Origin of the sequence: Natrialba sp. PRR66 (assembly GCF_034808065.1) — an archaeon.
Lineage (GTDB): Archaea > Halobacteriota > Halobacteria > Halobacteriales > Natrialbaceae > Natrialba > Natrialba aegyptia.
Window position 1 is genome coordinate 1 of sequence record NZ_JAXHGN010000038.1, and the last position, 308, is coordinate 308.

General features: G+C 51.0%; 1 protein-coding gene. It reads right to left on the reverse strand.

Annotation, left to right across the window (positions count from 1 at the left end):
• Positions 1-253 (reverse strand): hypothetical protein (locus SM755_RS23395; RefSeq protein ID WP_323174801.1); only part of this gene is annotated, 253 nt, incomplete at its 3' end.
• Between the last annotated feature and the right edge of the window lie 55 nt (positions 254-308).

Here is a 308-nt window from a genome sequence, read left to right on the forward strand (position 1 = left end):
CTGTCGACTTCTCGTCGCCGCCAGCGTTTGCCTCAAGGTCCACATCGAGAAGATCAAGGACCTCCTGTGGAACCTCTCCAGATTGCGCATCCCTGGTTAAGCCGTCTTGAATGTACTCTCTCACAACGTCGGACTGAGTCGTCCGATCGACGCGAGAGCTTCTCTCTTGTGCGATTTGAAACAATGCCTCTGCATGGTTTGTTGGCACTCGTACCGAGATTGTCGTGGTGCCTTGGGAGTTGTCGGGTGCCATACGATTCCATTTACTGTATAACTGTATATATTTGTACCGACGATCTACCGTCTAT